The sequence below is a fragment of the Pseudomonas cucumis genome, from assembly GCF_030687935.1.
Taxonomy (GTDB): Bacteria; Pseudomonadota; Gammaproteobacteria; order Pseudomonadales; family Pseudomonadaceae; genus Aquipseudomonas; species Aquipseudomonas cucumis.
Window position 1 is genome coordinate 5,072,550 of record NZ_CP117454.1, and the last position, 15,584, is coordinate 5,088,133.

The 15,584-nt window shown below is 60.2% G+C and carries 15 protein-coding genes; 7 read left to right on the top strand and 8 right to left on the bottom strand.

Translation table 11 applies throughout. The features are described from left to right. Positions 1-110: 110 nt before the first annotated feature. Together lptG and lptF are read right to left on the bottom strand one after the other, a co-directional pair. The gene (lptG, locus tag PSH97_RS22960) at positions 111-1,172 is read right to left on the bottom strand and encodes an LPS export ABC transporter permease LptG (RefSeq protein ID WP_253552653.1); all 1,062 of its coding nucleotides are present in this window, start codon (positions 1,170-1,172) and stop codon (positions 111-113) included. Beyond that, a complete protein-coding gene (lptF, locus tag PSH97_RS22965; RefSeq protein WP_305446814.1) occupies positions 1,165-2,283 on the bottom strand; it encodes an LPS export ABC transporter permease LptF in 1,119 nt (372 codons plus the stop codon). The genes lptG and lptF overlap by 8 nt, the downstream gene beginning before the upstream one ends. 295 nt (positions 2,284-2,578) lie before the next feature. Here lptF and PSH97_RS22970 point away from each other — a divergent pair, with 295 nt between their 5' ends. From PSH97_RS22970 to rlmF, 5 genes are all read left to right on the top strand, one after another. Further along, positions 2,579-4,069, top strand: coding sequence for a leucyl aminopeptidase (locus tag PSH97_RS22970; protein ID WP_305446815.1), 1,491 nt, complete (start codon positions 2,579-2,581; stop codon positions 4,067-4,069). 60 nt (positions 4,070-4,129) lie between these two features. Then, positions 4,130-4,558 (top strand): DNA polymerase III subunit chi, encoded by a 429-nt coding sequence (locus tag PSH97_RS22975; RefSeq protein WP_305446816.1) that lies wholly within the window; start codon positions 4,130-4,132, stop codon positions 4,556-4,558. Between the two features lie 8 nt (positions 4,559-4,566). Then, a complete protein-coding gene (locus PSH97_RS22980; RefSeq protein WP_305446817.1) occupies positions 4,567-4,956 on the top strand; it encodes a DNA polymerase III subunit chi in 390 nt (129 codons plus the stop codon). A gap of 262 nt (positions 4,957-5,218) precedes the next feature. Next, positions 5,219-8,065 (top strand): valine--tRNA ligase, encoded by a 2,847-nt coding sequence (locus PSH97_RS22985; RefSeq protein ID WP_305446818.1) that lies wholly within the window; start codon positions 5,219-5,221, stop codon positions 8,063-8,065. Between the two features lie 173 nt (positions 8,066-8,238). Continuing rightward, complete coding sequence (gene rlmF, locus PSH97_RS22990) at positions 8,239-9,261, top strand: 23S rRNA (adenine(1618)-N(6))-methyltransferase RlmF (RefSeq protein WP_305446819.1); 1,023 nt, start codon at positions 8,239-8,241, stop codon at positions 9,259-9,261. A 142-nt stretch (positions 9,262-9,403) separates the two neighbouring features. Here rlmF and PSH97_RS22995 read toward each other — a convergent pair whose 3' ends face one another. After that, positions 9,404-9,685 (bottom strand): HU family DNA-binding protein, encoded by a 282-nt coding sequence (locus PSH97_RS22995; RefSeq protein ID WP_007905514.1) that lies wholly within the window; start codon positions 9,683-9,685, stop codon positions 9,404-9,406. 396 nt (positions 9,686-10,081) lie between these two features. Between PSH97_RS22995 and yejK the strand changes: the two genes are divergently transcribed. Together yejK and PSH97_RS23005 are read left to right on the top strand one after the other, a co-directional pair. Continuing rightward, a complete protein-coding gene (yejK, locus tag PSH97_RS23000; protein WP_305446820.1) occupies positions 10,082-11,086 on the top strand; it encodes a nucleoid-associated protein YejK in 1,005 nt (334 codons plus the stop codon). Further along, entirely contained in the window at positions 11,086-11,436 is a 351-nt protein-coding gene (locus tag PSH97_RS23005; protein ID WP_305446821.1) for a glutaredoxin family protein, read from the top strand. The genes yejK and PSH97_RS23005 overlap by 1 nt, the downstream gene beginning before the upstream one ends. Positions 11,437-11,613: 177 nt before the next feature. Here PSH97_RS23005 and PSH97_RS23010 read toward each other — a convergent pair whose 3' ends face one another. The 5 genes from PSH97_RS23010 to PSH97_RS23030 form a co-directional block, all read right to left on the bottom strand. Next, positions 11,614-12,549: a glutathione S-transferase family protein gene (locus PSH97_RS23010; RefSeq protein ID WP_305446822.1), complete on the bottom strand. Its 936-nt coding sequence runs from the start codon at positions 12,547-12,549 to the stop codon at positions 11,614-11,616. 87 nt (positions 12,550-12,636) lie between these two features. Next, the gene (locus PSH97_RS23015; protein ID WP_305446823.1) at positions 12,637-12,954 is read right to left on the bottom strand and encodes a GIY-YIG nuclease family protein; all 318 of its coding nucleotides are present in this window, start codon (positions 12,952-12,954) and stop codon (positions 12,637-12,639) included. A gap of 39 nt (positions 12,955-12,993) precedes the next feature. Next, positions 12,994-13,464 (bottom strand): nuclear transport factor 2 family protein, encoded by a 471-nt coding sequence (locus PSH97_RS23020; RefSeq protein ID WP_305446824.1) that lies wholly within the window; start codon positions 13,462-13,464, stop codon positions 12,994-12,996. 113 nt (positions 13,465-13,577) lie between these two features. After that, positions 13,578-14,894, bottom strand: a complete 1,317-nt coding sequence (locus PSH97_RS23025) for a CynX/NimT family MFS transporter (RefSeq protein WP_305446825.1) — start codon at positions 14,892-14,894, stop codon at positions 13,578-13,580. Next, positions 14,884-15,543 carry a FadR/GntR family transcriptional regulator gene (locus PSH97_RS23030; RefSeq protein ID WP_305446826.1) on the bottom strand — a complete coding sequence of 220 codons (660 nt, stop codon included), beginning with the start codon at positions 15,541-15,543 and terminating at the stop codon, positions 14,884-14,886. Before PSH97_RS23030 ends, PSH97_RS23025 begins: the two co-directional genes overlap by 11 nt. Positions 15,544-15,584: the final 41 nt, after the last annotated feature.

The following is a 15,584-nucleotide window of genomic DNA, read 5'->3' on the forward strand; positions in this document are numbered from 1 at the left end:
ATCCACGGCGCAAGCGTCACGTTCGCAGGTCAGACGGCGCTTACAAAAAACGCCCCGGTCTTGCGACAGGGGCGTTTTGAGTGACAAGCCATATCGGGAATAACCCGCGATCAACCGGCCCGGCGCAACAACCAGACCCCGGCCAGGGCGCAGACACCGGCCGGTACCAGCACCGCAAACAGCGGCGAGAAACCGAACACCAGGCTTGAAGGCCCGAGCAAATCCTGGACGATGCGGAAGGTGAAGCCCACCAGTACACCGGTAAAGACCCGCTGACCGAGGGTCACCGAACGCAGCGGGCCGAAGATGAAGGAAATCGCCATCAGCACCAATGCGGCGGTCACCAGCGGTTGCAACACCTTGACCCAAAATGCCAGCCAGTAACGACCGTTGCTCAGGCCCTGGTCAGCCAGGTAGTGGATGTAACTCCACAGACCGCTGATCGAGAGAGATTCAGGCGCCATCACCACAGTGCTCAGCAGTTGCGGGCTCAGGGCTACTTCCCAACGCTCCACGGGAGTCGTCACCACTTCGGTGTTCTTCTCATGGAACAACGTGGTCGTGACGTCGCTCAGTTGCCAGTGATCCGTGTCGAATTCCGCGCGCTTGGCGAAGCTCGAAGACAGTATGTGGCGTTGATCGTCGAAGCGATAACGGGTCACGCCGTACAGCAGACCATTGGGTTGCACAGAGTTGACGTGGATGAACTCGTCACCCTGCCGGTGCCACAGACCGTGCTTGGCGCTTTGCGCGTCGCCACTGCCCTGGGCCAGCGAACGATTGGCCTGAGCGGTAACTTCCGTGGCCGGCGCGACGTATTCACCGATCACCAAGCCCACCGCCATCAAAAGCAGCATCGGCTTCATGACCGCCCAGACGATTCGCCCGAGCGACACGCCCGCAGCGCGCATGATGGTCAGCTCACTATGACTGGCCAGACTGCCGAGGCCGATCAGGCAACCGATCAGCGCTGCCATCGGCAACATGTCATACAGACGGCGCGGCGCAGTCAGCAGCACATAGCTCAGGACATCCGCCAGCGTATAGGTATCGCTGACGTCGCCCATCTCATCGATGAAGGCAAACAGCGTTGCCAGACCCAGAATGATCCCCAGTACCGCCAGGATCGCCATGAACACGCTGCTACCAATGTAGCGATCGAGCTTATCCACGGGCCACCTCCAGCGCACTGCGGCGACTCGCCATCTTCAAGCGCAACGGCTCCCAGTACAGCAAGCCCAGACCGATGAACAGGAAGATCGCATGCACCCACCACAAGCCCAATGCCGCCGGGATCTTGCCCTTTTCGAGGGCGCCGCGAGCGGCAATCAGGATGGTCAGGTAAGCCATATAAAGAAGAATCGCCGGCAGCAGCTTGAGGAAACGGCCCTGGCGCGGGTTGACCCGCGACAGCGGCACCGCCATCAGGGTCACGATAAAGACCAGCAACGGCAGAGACAGACGCCATTGCAGTTCGGTGCGCGAGCGGATGTCATCATTGCCCAGCAGGGAACTGGTGGTCATCGCATCGCGGTCGGTGACTTCGTCACTGACGTCCGGCTTGGGCAGCAATACGCCGTACTCGTCGTATTTGATGGCGCGGTAGTCGGCCTGACCCGGATTGCCGTCGTAGCGGTAGCCGTTGTCGAGGATCAGATAACGGTTGCCGTCGGGGCGAATTTCCTGGCGCCCCTTCTCGGCCACCAATACGGAAATCCCGCGATCCTTTTTGTCGGAATTTACATTTTTTTGCGAAATGAACACGCCGCCCAGATTGATGCGGTCATCCGACAATTGCTCGGTATAGGTCACCCGAGTACCGTCGCGCAGGGCCTGGAAGCGGCCGGGCTCAAGGGTATCGAATTCAGTCAGTGCGTCCTGTTTGTTCAGCAGCAGCTGGAACTGGTTGGCACCTTGTGGCGCCAGGCTCAGGCTCAGCCATGCCACCACCAGCGCAACCAGCGTGGCCGGAAACAAAGTGATGCGAAACAGCCGCTGCTGGCTCATGCCGGTGGCCGACAACACGGTCATTTCGCTGTCGAGGTACAGACGACCGTAGGCCAGCAAGATCCCGAGAAACAGCCCCAAAGGCAGGATCAACTGCAGGAAACCCGGCAGACGGAAGCCCATGATCAGGAACAGCGACCCCGGATCCAGGGCGCCAGCGGCCGCCTGGGCGAGGTATTTGATGAAACGCCCGCTCATGATGATGACCAGCAGCACGGCGCTGACGGCGCTCAAGGTCAACAGGACTTCGCGGGATAGATAACGGAAGACAATCAAACCAGACACTCCAGGGTTGTCAGGCTAAGCGGCCAAACAAACAAACGTATCGGTCGGCCCGCAGGGCAGAGCCGCCGAAAAAGATGGCGCATTATCCTGTGATTGGGTGCGCCTGTCACTGCGCATGCTCAAGCAGACACCGGAACCACCGAAGTTCGCACGACCGAGGGTTGTCAGGCGCCATTAGCGAGGTTCAAACTGCGGCCTTTGTCGCTGGCACTGCTCCGGCGCCTTTCTACTTATAAGCAAGCCTTTGCGCGTCGCGCACATTGACCATTAATTCAGGGACCCGGACATGGAACTGGTTGTAAAAAGCGTTAGCCCGGAAACGTTGAAGACCGCCACGCTGGTGGTCTCCGTCGGCGAAGGCCGCAAGCTCGGCGCCGTTGCCAGACAACTCGATGAGCTGAGCGGTGGCGCCATCAGCGCGGTACTCAAGCGCGGCGACCTGGCCGGCAAAGTCGGCCAGAGCCTGTTGCTGCACAGCCTGCCTAACCTCAAGGCCGAGCGCGTGCTGCTGGTGGGCGTGGGCAAGGATGAGGAGCTGGGTGATCGCCCGTTCCGCAAAATCATCGCCGGTGTACTCAATACCCTTAAAGGCCTGGGCGGCAGCGATGCCGTGCTGGCCCTGGACGAAGTCGTGGTCAAAGGCCGCGACAGCTATGGCAAGACCCGCCTGCTGGCCGAAACCCTGGTGGATGGCGAATATAGCTTCGACCAGTTCAAGAGCCAGAAAGCCGACCCGCTCTCCCTGAAGAAAGTCACCCTGGTGACCATCAAGGCAGCACAGGCTGAAGTCGAACGCGCCGTGGCCCACGCCACCGCCATCGCCAACGGCATGGCCTTCACTCGCAACCTGGGCAACCTGCCGCCAAACATCTGCCACCCGACGTTCCTGGGCGAGCAAGCCAAGAACCTGGGCAAAGAATTCAAGAGCCTGAAAGTCGAAGTCCTCGATGAGAAGAAGATCAAGGACCTGGGCATGGGCTCGTTCTACGCCGTCGGCCAGGGCAGCGCCCAGCCACCGCGCCTGATCGTCATGCAATACAACGGCGGCAAGAAGTCCGAGAAGCCGTACGCACTGGTCGGTAAAGGCATCACCTTCGACACCGGCGGCATCAGCCTCAAGCCTGGCGCCGGCATGGATGAAATGAAGTACGACATGGGCGGCAGCGCCAGCGTGTTCGGCACCCTGCGTGCCGTGCTTGAGCTGAAACTGCCGATCAACCTGGTGTGCATCCTGGCCTGCGCCGAGAACATGCCGAGCGGCAACGCTGCACGTCCGGGTGACATCGTCACCACCATGAGCGGCCAGACCGTGGAAATCCTCAACACCGATGCCGAAGGCCGTCTGGTGCTGTGCGATGCCCTGACCTACTCCGAACGCTTCAAGCCGCAAGCGGTGATCGACATCGCTACCCTGACCGGCGCTTGTGTCGTCGCACTGGGTTCCCACACCTCGGGCTTGCTGGGCAACAACGACGAGCTGATCGGCCAACTGCTGAGCGCCGGCCAAGCCGCCGACGACCGCGCCTGGCAACTGCCGCTGTTCGATGAATATCAAGAGCAGCTGGACAGCCCGTTCGCCGACATCGCCAACATTGGCGGCCCGAAAGCCGGCGCCATCACCGCCGCCTGCTTCCTGTCGCGCTTCACCAAGAACCTGAACTGGGCGCATCTGGACATCGCCGGCACGGCCTGGACCAGCGGCGGCAAGGACAAGGGCGCCACTGGCCGTCCGGTTCCCCTGCTGACCCAATACCTGCTGGACCGCGCCAAAGCCTGAAACCGATGACCCCGAGCGGTGCCACTTACTCGTGGCGCCGTTCAGGGCTCAGGAACCGCAATGACCAAAGTCGACTTCTATATCCTGCCCAGCGCCGATCCTTCGGCACGGCTGGATTTCGCCTGCAAGCTCACCGAAAAAGCCTGGCGCATGGGCCATCGCATTTACCTGCACTGCAGCGATGCCGCCCAGCGTGATGACCTCGATGCGCGTTTGTGGGCCTTCAAGGGCGAAAGCTTCGTGCCCCATGGTCCCGCCGAAAGCGAGCCAGACGGTTTGATTGTCCTGGGTCTTGGCGATGACTGCGGCCAGCATCAGGATCTGCTGGTCAATCTCGACCTGAAAGTCCCGGTATTTGCCAAACAGTTCGCCCGCGTGGCGGAAGTGGTGGTGGAAGATCCGACGATTCGTTCGGCTGCGCGGGAGAGTTTCCGTTTCTACCGCGAACAGGGCTATCCTCTGCAAGATCACCGTTTACAGCGACTCTGAGCATTCCGATGGACACTCCAAAACCGCAGCAAAATTCCGCGCATCTGCTGGATGACCTCGAGTCGATCCGCCAACTGCTCGGTGATGACAACCTGCAACCGCCCTTGCTGACCGACACGGTCATCGAAGGTGATCAGGAACAGATCCCCATGCTGTTCGACACGGTCGGCAATGCGCCGCAGCCGGTCGAAACGACACCGCCGCCTGCTCCGGCAGCGCAGCCGTCGCCTGCCACCAGCAAAGGCCCCGACGCCCTGCTGCACCTGGACAGCGAACTGCGCGCCGCCGCGCTATTGATCATGCAAGACGTAATCGACGACTTCGCCCCGCACATCGAAACCGAGATCAAACGCCGGCTGGATGCGCGAATGGAGCGGTTGCTCAGTCAGTACGAATAAACACCACCATTCCAGTGTAGGAGCTGCCGCAGGCTGCGATCTTTTGACTTTGATCTTCAGTGTTCTTGAAGACGCCAAAAGATCGCAGCCTGCGACAGCTCCTACAGGGTAAGCCCCCTCTCCCTACACCCTACAAATTGCCTCCACATTTGATTCGCGCTGTTATTGATCTGCGCCCGGTCCGCACCCGCTCGCCCTACGCCCGATGCCCCGTTATACTTGCCGGCTTTCCTGAATAAATGCCAATAGGGTCCCGCCGCGCATGGATAAGACCTACCAGCCGCACGCCATTGAAACTTCCTGGTACAAAACCTGGGAGTCTGAGAATTACTTCGCCCCGCAAGGCGCGGGCGAGTCCTACACCATCATGATCCCGCCGCCGAATGTCACCGGCAGCCTGCACATGGGTCACGGCTTCAACAACGCGATCATGGATGCCCTGATCCGTTTCCGCCGCATGCAGGGTCGCAACACCCTGTGGCAGCCGGGCACCGACCACGCCGGTATCGCCACGCAAATGCTGGTGGAGCGTCAACTCGAAGCTCAAGGCCAGAATCGCCATGATCTGGGCCGCGAAAAATTCCTCGAGAAAGTCTGGGAGTGGAAGGATCAGTCCGGCGGCAACATCAGCCGTCAGATCCGTCGCCTCGGCTCGTCCGTGGACTGGAGCCGTGAGCGCTTCACCATGGACGACGGCCTCTCGGAAGCGGTGAAAGAAGCGTTCGTGCGCCTTCACGAAGACGGCCTGATCTACCGCGGCAAGCGCCTGGTCAACTGGGATACCAAGCTGCACACGGCGATTTCCGACCTCGAAGTGGAAAACCACGACGAGAAAGGTTTCCTGTGGAACCTGAAGTACCCGCTGGCTGACGGCGCCAAAACCGCTGAAGGCAAGGATTACCTGATCGTCGCGACCACGCGTCCGGAAACCATGCTCGGCGACGCCGCCGTGGCCGTTAACCCGAACGATGAACGCTACAAAGCCCTGATCGGCAAATTTGTCGAGCTGCCGCTGGTTGGCCGCCGCATCCCGATCATCGCCGACGATTACTGCGATCCTGAATTCGGTACCGGCTGCGTGAAAATCACCCCGGCCCACGATTTCAACGACTACGAAGTCGGCAAGCGCCACAACCTGCCACTGCTGAACATCTTCGACAAGAATGCCCACGTGCTGCCGGCCTGCCAGGTGTTCAACCTCGACGGCACGCTTAACGAAAGCATCGACGGCAAGATCCCGGCCGAATACGCCGGCCTGGACCGCTTCGAAGCGCGCAAACAGATCGTGGCCGCGTTCGAAGCCGCCGGCCTGCTGGTCAGCGTCGACGATCACGCCCTGAAAGTGCCGAAAGGCGATCGCTCGGGCACCATCATCGAACCGTGGCTGACCGACCAGTGGTATGTATCGACCAAGCCATTGGCCGAGCCGGCCATCGCTGCGGTTGAAGATGGCCGCATTCAGTTCGTGCCCAAGCAGTACGAAAACATGTACTTCTCGTGGATGCGCGACATCCAGGATTGGTGCATAAGCCGTCAGTTGTGGTGGGGCCACCGGATTCCGGCCTGGTACGACGAGTCGGGCAAGGTCTATGTCGGTCGCGACGAAGCCGAAGTGCGTGCCAAGAACAACCTCGGCCCGGACGTTGCGCTGCAACAGGACAACGACGTTCTGGATACCTGGTTCAGTTCGGGTCTGTGGACTTTCTCCACGCTCGGCTGGCCGGAGCAGACCGAATTCCTGAAGAAATTCCACTCCACCGATGTGCTGGTGACCGGTTTCGACATCATTTTCTTCTGGGTTGCCCGGATGATCATGCTCACCATGCACTTGGTGAAAAACGAAGACGGCACGCCGCAGGTTCCGTTCAAGACCGTTTACGTGCACGGTCTGGTACGTGATGGCCAGGGCCAGAAAATGTCCAAGTCCAAGGGCAACGTCCTGGACCCGCTGGACATCATCGACGGCATCGAACTGGAAGAGCTGGTGCAGAAACGCACCTCCGGCATGATGCAGCCAAAACTGGCGAAGAAGATCGAGAAGCAGACCCGCGACGAGTTCGCTGACGGCATCGCCAGCTATGGCACCGACGCCCTGCGCTTCACGTTCTGCTCGCTGGCATCGACCGGTCGCGACATCAAGTTCGACATGGGCCGCGTCGAAGGCTATCGCAACTTCTGCAACAAGATCTGGAACGCGGCGCGCTACGTGCTGGACAAGGGCGAAGACTGCGGTCAGAACGGCGAAGCTTACGAGCTGTCCCTGGCGGATCGCTGGATCATCTCGCAGCTGCAACGCACTGAAGCCGAAGTGACCCGCCAGCTCGATCAGTTCCGTTTCGACCTGGCCGCACAAGCCTTGTACGAGTTCATCTGGAACCAGTATTGCGACTGGTACCTGGAACTGTCCAAGCCTGTGCTGTGGGACGAAAACGCACCGGTCGAACGTCAGCGCGGCACCCGTCGCACGCTGGTTCGAGTGCTGGAAGTCGCGTTGCGCCTGGCCCACCCGTTCATGCCGTTCATCACCGAAGAAATCTGGCAGCGCGTCGCGCCGCTGGCCGGCATCGAAGGCAAGACGATCATGCTGCAACCTTGGCCAGTGGCCAACGAAGCACGCATCGACCAGGGCGCCGAAGACGACATCGAATGGCTCAAGGGCCTGATGCTCGGCACGCGGAACATCCGTGGCGAAATGAACATCGGCCCGGGCAAGCCGCTGAACCTGTTCCTGAAAAACGTCAGCGCCGAAGATCAGCGTCGTCTCACCGAGAACGAAGCGCTGCTGAAGAAGCTGGCGCGTCTGGAATCGATCACCGTTCTGAAGGCCGGCGAAGAAGCACCGCTGTCCGCCACCGCACTGGTTGGCGAGATGGAAGTGCTGGTGCCAATGGCTGGCCTGATCGACAAGGACGCCGAACTGGCTCGCCTGGACAAGGAAATCCTGCGTCTGCAGGGTGAAGTCCAGCGCGTCGGCGGCAAGCTGTCCAACGCCGGTTTCGTCGACAAGGCCCCGGCCGAAGTCATCGAGAAGGAACGCGCCAAACTGGCCGAAGTTGAACAGGCTTTGGGCAAGCTGGCCGAGCAGCATGCGCGGATTGCCAGCCTGTAACGGCAAGTCGCAACGAAACAGGGAGGCCAGATGGCCTCCCTTTTTTATGCCTGCCGCTTTCCTCCACACACCAAAAATCCCTGTGGGAGCGGCGAACTTTACAATTGGGTTCACAACGGCTGGATGTGGGACAATACCCGCCACTTTTAGCCATACCCGAATCGACAACGCCCATGAACGCCCCCCGCACACCAAGACCTGCGCGCAAGAAGCCTGACTCCGCCATCCCGGCCAAAGTCGTGGAGCCCCGCGAGAAGGCCAGCCTGCATCCGCGCAATCGCCATCAGGGTCGTTACGACTTCCCGGCGCTGATCAAAACCACGCCGGAACTGGCGAAGTTCGTGATCATCAACCCGTATGGCAAGGAAAGCATCGACTTCGCCAGCCCGGACGCGGTTCGGGTGTTCAACCGGGCGCTGCTCAAGTCGTTCTACGGCATCGCCCATTGGGACATCCCGGCCGATTACCTGTGCCCACCGGTTCCGGGTCGGGCTGACTACGTGCACTTTCTGGCCGACCTGCTGGCCAGCGTCAACGACGGCGAGATCCCTCGCGGCGCGCCGGTCAAGGTGCTCGATATCGGCATGGGCGCCAACTGCGTCTATCCGTTGATCGGCTACAGCGACTACCGCTGGCACTTCCTCGGTTCGGAAATCGACCCGACAGCCGTGGCTGCCGCCAAAGCCATCGTACAGTCCAACGGGCTGAACAAGGCCATCCAGCTGCGTCAGCAAAGCAATCCCAAGCACATTCTGCTGGGCCTGCTCGAACCCGGCGAACGCTTTGACCTGACCATGTGCAACCCGCCGTTCCACGCCTCGATGGACGAGGCAACCAAGGGCAGCGAGCGTAAATGGCGCGCACTGGGCCGAGCCGACCCGAAACGCAAACTGCCGGTACTGAACTTTGGCGGTCAATCGGCCGAACTGTGGTGTGAAGGTGGCGAAGCACGGTTTGTGACGCAACTGATCGCCGAGAGCGCGCATTTCCAACACAAAGTGCTTTGGTTCAGCACCCTGGTCTCGAAAGCCTCAAACCTGCCAGCGATCCAGACGGCGCTGAAAAAGGCCGGCGTATTGGAAAGCCAGGTCGTGGAAATGTCTCAAGGGCAGAAACAAAGCCGCTTCGTCGCCTGGACGTTCCAGACTAAATCCGAACAGCAGGTCTGGCGCGAACGTTGGGCGCGTAAAAGCTGAGTAACTGACCGGCGCAGATCAACTGTGGGAGTGGGCTTGCTCGCACACATTGGTTCAGTGGTGTTGCAGGTCAATCGCTAAATCGCAGACACAAAAAAACCGTGCCCGGATTGCTCCGGAGCACGGTTTTTTTTAACAAGTCTTACTTGTTAACAGCGTCGGTCAGGCCTTTGGCCACAACCAGCTTGATAACTTTCTTGGCAGCGATTTCGATGGCAGCGCCAGTCGAAGGGTTGCGGCCGGTACGGGCAGGACGCTCAGTCACTTTCAGCTTGCCGATACCTGGCAGGGTGATTTCGCCGCCGTTTTCCAGCTGATCAGCAACGATTTGGCCCAGTTGGTCCAGAGCGTTACGCGCGGTGGTTTTTGGCGCGTCGATAGCTTCAGCGATGTCGGCGATCAGTTGGTCTTTAGTAAGAGCCATGTAATGTTCCTTCCCTATCAAATTCATATGGATTGCAGAGTGCAGTGTCAGCCATCGAGCCCGATCTTCTGGATCTGGCACCCTCGGCCATAACCACGACGAGTCGGGGTTATAGATACCGAAATCAGGGTTTGGTTCGACCTGACAAATGCTGAATGCACGCTTAACGCAGTGACTTCGCGTAAGACCGGGCAAAACTAGCACAGAGACGGGGAAATATCCGCCTCTAGCTACCCATTTGGTCAGCTTTATTGCTCTAAATCGGCAAAAAACTGCATAAGAGCCGGCGGACAGCTGCAAATTGCCCTTGGCACCACGCCAAAACCAGTGGTTGCGGTACACTGAGCGCTTTTTCGGGGGAGCACGCCCTCCTCTCTTCAATCAGCCGAGAAGCCCATGCCGATCCGTCATTGCATCGTCCACCTGATCGACAAAAAACCCGACGGCACACCCGCAGTTCTTCATGCCCGCGACTCCGAACTGGCCGAGTCCAGCGCCATCGAGTACATGCTTGCCGACCTCAACGAGAGCTACAACGCCAAACAAGGCAAGGCCTGGGGTTTCTTCCATGCCGAGTCCGGGGCGCATCCATTCAGCGGCTGGCTGAAGGAATACCTCGATGGCGGTAAGGACTTCACAGCCTTCAGCCGGGTGGCGGTGGAACATCTGCAGAAGCTGATGGAAGAGTCGAACCTCTCTGTGGGCGGCCACGTGCTGTTCGCTCATTACCAGCAGGGCATGACCGATTACCTCGCCATCGCCCTGCTGCACCACAGCGAAGGTGTTGCAGTGACCGATCAGCTGGACGTGACTCCTTCGCGACATCTGGACCTTGGCCAGTTGCACCTGGCGGCGCGGATCAACATCTCCGAGTGGCAGAACAACAAGCAGTCCAAGCAGTACATTTCGTTCATCAAAGGCAAGAACGGCAAAAAGGTGTCGGAGTATTTCCGTGATTTCATCGGCTGCCAGGAAGGCGTCGACGGCCCCGGCGAAACCCGCACCCTGCTCAAAGCCTTCAGTGACTTCGTCGAAAGCGAAGACCTGCCGGAAGAGTCCGCGCGCGAAAAGACCAAGACCCTGGTGGATTACGCCAGCAGCCAGGCAAAAATGGGCGAGCCCATGGGTCTGGAAGAACTGTCCGAGCTGATCGACGAAGAGCGCCCGAAGGCGTTCTACGATCACATCCGTAACAAGGACTACGGCCTGTCGCCCGAGATTCCCGCGGATAAGCGCACCCTGAACCAGTTCCGCCGCTTCACCGGCCGCGCCGAGGGCTTGTCCATCAGCTTCGAAGCGCACCTGCTGGGCTCGAAGATCGAATATGACGAAGAGGCTGGCACGCTGATCATCAAAGGCCTGCCAACCCAATTGACCGACCAGCTCAAGCGACGCAACTGATGCTCGGCGGCGTGTTGAAGAAATGCTTGCTGATCTTGCTGGTGGTCGTGGTTTACCAGAACTGGGGCAAGATCGAGCGGGTGTTTCACCCCTCGCAGGTGGTGTCCGAGCAGACCCAGGCCAAGGCCAACGTCGTGCTCTACGCCACCGATTGGTGTGGCTACTGCAAGCTGACCCGGCGCTTTCTCGACCAGAAGGGTATTCCGTACAAGGAATTCGATATCGAGAAAGATGCCGGTGCACGCAAGGCCTATGAGGCGCTGGGCGGACGCGGGATTCCGCTGATCGATGTGAACGGGACCTTGATTCGCGGGTATGACCCGGACAAGGTTCTTGCGGCGCTGGAATAGCTTTTCAGGCCGACCCCGTCCTTTGTGGGAGCTGGCTTGTCGGATCGCCGCACCGCTGCGATAGCGGAGTGTCAGGCAACATCAATATTGCTGGGCTGACCTCATCGCAGCGGTGCGGCGATCCGACAAGCCAGCTCCCACAGGTTAGTGCATGACCAGAAAATCAGTGGTTAGCGCCTACTGCGCGTCGATACGAAACCCGAACCGCGGAAAGTGCACATGCACCACGCCAACCCGCTCGTCTTCGCGACGCAGAATCAACTCTTCGCTACCCGCAAACAACAACTCACCCGCCACCGGATCAACGCCGTAATCGGTCGCAGCGACCACCACCTGCTGGCCAACCTCGAACCCGTTCGGCTCATCGAACTGCTCATCCGGCAATGCAGCCGGTGTGGCGTTGCGCGCGACCTCAAGCGCTTCCTCAGAAGTCATCTCGCTGAACGCGCCATGACCAAAGCCCATCACCCGGCCAAACCACGCCGACACGGCCGGATAAGCATCCACCAACGGTGACGTCACGTGCGTCGCTTTGAGGAACCACAGTGAATGGGCCAGGGCAAAGTCGGCAATCGACGGCTCGCCGAACAGGAAGTCACCCTGTTCGCGCTGAAGCTGTTGCTCCAGACGCGCCATGATCGTTGGCCACTGGTGCCGAGCCTGCTCGGCCGACAAGCGTGTGGCGCTGCCACCGCTGAACAAGCCGGCGCGATCGGCCAGGAACCCCTTGATCGCTTCCGGCGACAACTTGCCGAAGCGCACTGCCACCGACGCCGGCTGGAACACCAGGCTGACCGCATGCTGGAACACCACCGAATCGACCCACGCCGCGAAGGTTGCGGTGATCATTTCCTGGCCTTCCGGAAAGAACGCAGGCAAGGCTTTTTCCTGCTCCAGACGACGAGCCATCAGCGCGGTGTCGCAATAGATATCAGCACCAATCTGCAACACCGGCGTCTTGCGGTAGCCGCCGGTCAGCGCCGTCAGGTCGGGTTTTGGCATCACCGGCGAAATGTTCACCGAGCGCCAGGACAGCCCCTTGAAGCCCAGCAGCAAGCGGGCCTTTTCGGCGAAAGGGGACGTCGGGTAATGATGCAGAATCAACTCGGACATGCTCGGCTCCGCCGCTCGATAAGGAGCCAGCAGCTTAGCGCGCAATCCGCACGCGGCCTACCCATCGGCCTGATGGGCGCTTATCAGTCAGATTGATAAGCCCGCAGCTGCGCTCGCCACCAGACATTCCTTGGCACTTTTCTTGAGTTTTTTGATCAGGCGTTCCTGGCGCAGTGCTTCGCTTTTGTCGCGGCAGACTTCGGTGTAGACCAGCGCCACGGCCGGGCTCGACAGGAAGAAGCGCGCGCCTTTGCCACTTTGGTGGGTGGCGAAACGGCGGACGGGATCGTCGCTGATCCCGCAGTAGAGCGAACCATTGGCCGCGCGAACGAGGTAGACGAACCAGGGTTTGCTGACGGGCAGCGTCGGTTCGGCAATGACGGAAGATTCGCTCGAGGTGTTCACGTGACGATCAAGGCTTGTAGGAAACAAGCCGCGATCTTATCAGCGACTGGCCTGGAATGCCTTCAACCCCTTCAACGCTTGAGCACGAACGGCGTTTCTCACCACCGGCGTCCAGCCCAACAACAGCCCTTTGAAACCCAGCGCCTGACGCGACCAGCGCCACAGATCAAAACTGTCGTGGTGCTCGCAGATTTTGCCATCGCGAAACACGAAACGCGCCTGAATGTCGTTGACCACGGTATTGCCAGTCTGGCTGAACAGGTAGGTCGCCACCCAATGGGCACCGCCGGCGCGTTCATCGCTGCGCACGTTATCGAAGGTCAGGGAGAAGTCCTTGGCCCGGGTGGTGAGCATGCGCCACATGTCGCCGGCATCGCGGCCACGCAGTTCGCCGAACGCCGGATCACTGAACACCACATCGTCGGTGTAGCAGGCGCTCATGGCCTCGGCATCCAACCGCTGGAAGGCTTGGTAGAACCGGGTGATCAAGGCGTTGTGGGCATCACTCATGGGCAAGCTCTCTGAATTGCAAAGTGGCTTCGAAAGATTGCCTGCACGATAGTCAACAATTGCGCAGAACACTATCGGCATTCGTGGCCCGAATACCGACAGTGCGCAGAACCTCAGACTCTCTCGCTTTGAACCTGAACATACAACGAACGCCCGGCACCGAGGCCGGCGATGATCGCGCCGAGGCCAATGACGCCGAAGATCCAGCCCAGGGCGCTCCAGCCGCCGGTCCAGTCATGCACCACGCCGACCGCGAACGGCCCCATGGAGGCCAGGGTGTAACCGAAGCCCTGGGCCATGCTCGACAGGTTGGCCGCGACATGAGCATCCCGCGAGCGCAGCACGATCAGGGTCAACGCCAGGCTGAACGTGGCGCCCTGCCCCAACCCCAGCAGGATCGCCCAGCCCCACAAGCCATCGATCGGTGCATAAAGGCAACCGAACAAACCACCGAGCGTCATTACCATGACGATCACGATCGCCAGCCGCTGATCCTTGCCGCGCGTTGCCAGCCAGGGTGCCGCCAGGGAGCTGATCAACTGGACAATCACCGAACCCGACAACACCAGACCGGCCTGGGTCGGCGTCAGACCGCGGCCGATCAGAATCGACGGTAGCCAGCCAAACACGATGTAGGCCAAAGACGATTGCAGGCCCATGTACAAGGTCACTTGCCAGGCCAGCGGATCACGCAGCAAGCCTCGGACCCGATAGGCAACATGATGCGCGCCGTGTTTCTGACCGACTTGCGGCAGCCAGAACATCGCCGCGACCAGTGCTGGAACTACCCAGAAACCGAGGCCCATGGCCCAGCTCTTGTCGAAATGTTCACTCAACGGCACGGTCGCCCCAGCCGCCATGGCCGCGCCCAGGCACAGGGCCATGGTGTAGACGCCGGTCATGGTGCCGGCCTGTTTCGGGAAGTCGCGTTTGACAATGCCGGGGAGCAGCACGCCGATCACCCCAATGCTGGCGCCGGCCAGCACGCTGCCAGCGAACAGGCCGACCTCACCGAATGAACTGCGCAAAATGATCCCGCCGGCCAGCATCAGAAGAATCCCCAACACCACCCGCTCGGCACCAAAACGTCGCGCCAGCACCGGCGCCAACGGTGCGAACAGACCGAGGCAGAGTACTGGCAAGGTCGTCAGCAAACCGGCCTGGGCAGCCGATAGCCCCAGCGTCTTCGAAATCTCGCTGAGCATCGGCGCCATGCTCGACAACGCCGGACGCAGGTTTAGCGCCACCAGAATCAGGCCGAGCAACAACAGCCACGGTCGCCGCAGGACCGGGTGAGTTTGCTGAACCTGTTCGTCATCGGCCTCGGCGTCGATCAACAGCTCTTCGAGCTCCGCCGTACGCTTGAGCTCAGTGATGCTGCTGTTGCTGGCCTGCTGGCTGGACATGGGGTTCTCGGTTTCAAGGTTCATTGATCAACTGCCTCGACAAGGCTTTGGCCCGTTCCGGGTCGCGTTGCTCGACGGCCTCGAGCAGTTCGACATGAAGGTCGAACACCGCTTGGCGTCGGGGTGAGATGTTCAGGGTCTGGCGCAAGTGCGCGCCGACGATGCTGGAGAAGTAGCTATACAGCTCGCTGAGTGTCGGGTTGTGCGCCGCATCCACCAGACGGCGATGGAACACCAGATCGCAGGCGATGTAGGTGTCGAGATCGCCGTGGTAGTGACTGCCGCTGACGCCTAGCGCCTCGCGCAATGCCACCAGGTCTTCATCGGTGCGGCGCAATGCGGCCAAGCCAATGGCTTCGACTTCCAGAATGTGCCGGGTTTCCCGAGCCTGTTCCTGACTGCAACGGGACAGCGCCTTCATGGTGTCCAGTGGATCAACCACCGCCCGCAGATAGCTGCCGTCGCCCTGGCGAATCTCGATCAGCCCGGAAAACGCCAACACGCGCATGGCTTCGCGCACGGTGTTGCGGCTGATGCCCAGTTCAGTCGCCAGTTCCGGCTCGGTGGGCAAGCGTTGGCCGACCGTCCAGACGCCTTGATTAATGCGCAGGCGTAACTGGTCCAGGGCCTGATCGACCAGGGATCGTTTAATTAATGGAGAAATGTCTGACATAGGATTCGCCCTTTCATCCAATCATAGGATGAATTTTCTGA

Bases quoted from the DNA above. Each gene is read 5' to 3' on its own strand.
- PSH97_RS22970 (WP_305446815.1), top strand. From the start codon at position 2,579: ATGGAACTGGTTGTAAAAAGCGTTAGCCCGGAAACGTTGAAGACCGCC.
- PSH97_RS22985 (WP_305446818.1), top strand. From the start codon at position 5,219: ATGGATAAGACCTACCAGCCGCACGCCATTGAAACTTCCTGGTACAAA.
- PSH97_RS23010 (WP_305446822.1), bottom strand. From the start codon at position 12,549: ATGTCCGAGTTGATTCTGCATCATTACCCGACGTCCCCTTTCGCCGAA.
- yejK (WP_305446820.1), top strand. From the start codon at position 10,082: ATGCCGATCCGTCATTGCATCGTCCACCTGATCGACAAAAAACCCGAC.
- PSH97_RS23020 (WP_305446824.1), bottom strand. From the start codon at position 13,464: ATGAGTGATGCCCACAACGCCTTGATCACCCGGTTCTACCAAGCCTTC.
- PSH97_RS22975 (WP_305446816.1), top strand. From the start codon at position 4,130: ATGACCAAAGTCGACTTCTATATCCTGCCCAGCGCCGATCCTTCGGCA.
- rlmF (WP_305446819.1), top strand. From the start codon at position 8,239: ATGAACGCCCCCCGCACACCAAGACCTGCGCGCAAGAAGCCTGACTCC.
- PSH97_RS23025 (WP_305446825.1), bottom strand. From the start codon at position 14,894: ATGAACCTTGAAACCGAGAACCCCATGTCCAGCCAGCAGGCCAGCAAC.
- PSH97_RS22995 (WP_007905514.1), bottom strand. From the start codon at position 9,685: ATGGCTCTTACTAAAGACCAACTGATCGCCGACATCGCTGAAGCTATC.
- PSH97_RS23030 (WP_305446826.1), bottom strand. From the start codon at position 15,543: ATGTCAGACATTTCTCCATTAATTAAACGATCCCTGGTCGATCAGGCC.
- PSH97_RS22980 (WP_305446817.1), top strand. From the start codon at position 4,567: ATGGACACTCCAAAACCGCAGCAAAATTCCGCGCATCTGCTGGATGAC.
- PSH97_RS23005 (WP_305446821.1), top strand. From the start codon at position 11,086: ATGCTCGGCGGCGTGTTGAAGAAATGCTTGCTGATCTTGCTGGTGGTC.